Source organism: uncultured Campylobacter sp. (genome assembly GCF_938045625.1).
In the GTDB taxonomy this organism is placed as follows: Bacteria; Campylobacterota; Campylobacteria; order Campylobacterales; family Campylobacteraceae; genus Campylobacter_A.
This window is the reverse complement of sequence record NZ_CALIAV010000038.1, coordinates 1-2,846: the sequence shown is the minus strand read 5'-3', so window position 1 is coordinate 2,846 and position 2,846 is coordinate 1. Positions and strand designations below refer to the sequence as shown.

Below are 2,846 nucleotides of genomic sequence, written 5' to 3'. Positions count from 1 at the left end.
TGAAATGGGTATCGGGTTAAAAGGCATAAAAGATGAAGAGAAAAATAGACCGTTAAAGCTAAGCGGCTGGGCATATCTAGGTAACTACGAAAACTACGAACCTATGCTTGAGGTATTTATAAAATACGACCTCCCTAATGCTCCGACTAAGGAGCAGCTAAAGGAGGCGTATGAGGTGTGCTATAAAGAAAATCAGATAGATAAAAATTTCTATAAACACTACGAATATAATAAAAAAAGATTAGATGAAATTATAATAAGTCAAGGAGAAACTCCTGCAAAAGTAAATCCTGTATTTTTTAACTTTAGGAAAAAACTAAGAATTAATCATTATGAAAAATATTGTCCAGACGAAAATTCTACTTTTACAATTAGAGAATTTATCAGCTGGGCAAATGATAATAAAAAAATGGGCTCTATATCAAGTTTTACAAATAGTTTTGAAAACGACCCGACCAAGGTGATTTACGTAGATAGTAACCGAAGTAAATCTAGTTCAAGCTCGAATTTGAAGTAAATAATCTCGGCGCAAAGACGAAGCCTAAGATAAATTTGAGCTCGCGGCGGCGTAAATTTAGAATTTAGGCGGGTAAATTTGATGAGAACGACCGCAAATTTGCCTGCTAAATTTCAAATTTGACTGAATCTTGTTAACTTCTAAAATCGCGATCGCCGCTTAGTGAGGTTAAATTTAGCGTTGCGGACGGATCAAGTCCAAACTAAAGCATTTTAAGCGACCGCGAAAACCGCCCGAGATAAAAAGGCAAATTTAAAAAGCAGCACACTAGAGTAAATTTGCGCTTACTTCTCGTCTCGTTACAAAAGCTTTGCCGTGCGTCCATTTTTTCGCACTTCTTTGAAGAATATCCGCAGCGCCTTTTGCTCTTTTGCGCCGATTTCGTAGCTGATAAATTTGAGATACCATTTGATATCGTCCGCGCTGATGCCCCTAGTTTGGGCGTATCTGGCGAGGATGTAGTTTGGGATTTTGACATTTGCTCGCAAAAACTCGCGCGCCAGCCGCTCATACGCGCCGCGCCCCTTCACGCAGGAAAATCGCCCGAAAACAAACGGCAACCCCGTCCGCTCGCGCCACGCCCGCCCAAGGTCGTAAAACGCCTCCTCACCCTCCCGCAGATACGCCTTTAGCGCGCGGTCGCCGATGAGCACCTCTCCCTCAAGCCCCAGCACTCCGGCTAGCGCGTTTGAGCTCGCAGACGCAGGGTCGGGACGCGCGACGGTGCCCTTTCGCACGAGCACGCTTTTGACGTCGCCTTTTGCGACGATGCCAAGGCTCACTTTTTTATAGCGTTTTTTGCGGCTTTCGATGCTCGAGACCACAGCGGCGTCGATCCTGCGGCAGCACAGATCGCGGTTTAGTTTGCTTGGCACGCCCTTTTTAAATTCGATGATTTTTTTATCCTGTGAGCTTAGGCGCGAGCGCTTTAAGAATACGTGAAAAGGAAGCAAATTTAGATAATCAATCTTGCCAAAAATCATAAAAACTCCGAATTTATAAGGATTTGCGCTGTTTTAAAACGACCAAAATTTAAAGCCAAATCCTAATGCGTAAAAATTTCATAAAACTAAAATCATCGCCCGCGACAAAAGATACGGTCGCGAGCTTTTCTGCGGTACCGCAAATTTAATCAAATCGCGCCGCAAAATATGCCAGCGCCAAAGCAATGCACTATAAAGGCGCGAGTCTGGCTCGCCCCTATCAAGAAGCGGGAGGCTTGCTCGCCCCTCCGCAAAGACTATAGCGCGAATCCCGCGATACGCCGAGTCGCTCGCATTGTTTGGGAGTCCAAGCCGCCATTTTACGTGGCCAAATTTGAAAAAGCGGCGACTCCGCGCGGGAAATCGCCGCTAGAAAAGCAAATTTAAGCCCGCAAGCGCGCTATTTTGCTTCGTTAAATTTGATATTCGTGCTCTTCAAGCTCGTCGTTTAAGAGCTTCGTAAATCTCGCGGCGTGCGCTTCTATCGCGCTATCTGGCACACCCGGCTCCACGCCGCAGCTAGCAAAGATGCGCCCGTAAACAAGCTCGCAAAAGTCCGCGCAGCACTGAAGCGGTAGCAAAATCTCGTTTAGGGTAAATTTGATCGCGCCGTGCTTGGAGTATTCGCCTAGCCCGCCGCCCGCGCTAACGGCGATTTGCAGCTGTTTGCCAGCGATCTTCGCGCCCTCGCCGTAGGCAAAGCCGCGGCTGAGCACGTAATCGATGTAGGCCTTTAGCATGGAGGGCACGTTAAAGCCCATCATCGGGAACAAAAACACGATACGATCCGCGCGCAAAAACGCTTCCTGTTCGGCTGCGACGTCGATTTTTAGGGCATCGGTGCCGTAAAGTCCCTCTAGGTGGCGAACCTTGACACCCGCGCTTTTGGCGGCATTTACCAGCGCCTTGTTTAGGCGAGAGGCAGCGAAATTCGGGTGAGATAAAACTACTAATGTTTTCATTTTGGCTCCTTTTTTGATAAATTTTAGAGCATTTGCGCTTTTGGGACGTTAAATTTAAGCTGATTAAATTTGCTGATTTTTAAACCTCGCCTCAAAACGCAAAAGTCTTATTTTTGAGAAATTATATCATCAAAAGCCTAAAAACGGGTTAAGGCGGGCGGCTAAATTTTAACTAGCAAGATGCTAGATGGTACGGCCGTAAATTCTCGCTCAAATTTATCTACAAAATCCCCAATCATCTAAGCCGTCAAATTTGCCCTCACTTAAAAATATCAAGGTTCAAATTTAACTCGTCTATGATAGATAAAAGCTCTGAAATTTCCTTTTTTATCTGCTTTACCTCATAAAGGCTAGGCGGTAGCGAAAAGAGAGTTGTTTCAAATC

At 45.4% G+C, this 2,846-nt stretch carries 2 protein-coding genes and 1 pseudogene; 1 reads left to right on the top strand and 2 read right to left on the bottom strand.

The window, feature by feature from the left end; translation table 11 throughout:
• Positions 1–517, top strand: a pseudogene (locus Q0386_RS03485) (hypothetical protein); the annotation flags it as partial.
• A gap of 299 nt (positions 518–816) precedes the next feature.
• Here Q0386_RS03485 and Q0386_RS03480 read toward each other — a convergent pair.
• Both Q0386_RS03480 and Q0386_RS03475 read right to left on the bottom strand, forming a co-directional pair.
• A complete protein-coding gene (locus Q0386_RS03480) occupies positions 817–1,500 on the bottom strand; it encodes an MqnA/MqnD/SBP family protein (RefSeq protein ID WP_299027154.1) in 684 nt (227 codons plus the stop codon).
• Between the two features lie 413 nt (positions 1,501–1,913).
• Positions 1,914–2,462 (bottom strand): NAD(P)H-dependent oxidoreductase, encoded by a 549-nt coding sequence (locus Q0386_RS03475; protein WP_299027151.1) that lies wholly within the window; start codon positions 2,460–2,462, stop codon positions 1,914–1,916.
• Positions 2,463–2,846 lie beyond the last annotated feature (384 nt).

Bases quoted from the DNA above. Each gene is read 5' to 3' on its own strand.
- Q0386_RS03480 (WP_299027154.1), bottom strand. From the start codon at position 1,500: ATGATTTTTGGCAAGATTGATTATCTAAATTTGCTTCCTTTTCACGTA.
- Q0386_RS03475 (WP_299027151.1), bottom strand. From the start codon at position 2,462: ATGAAAACATTAGTAGTTTTATCTCACCCGAATTTCGCTGCCTCTCGC.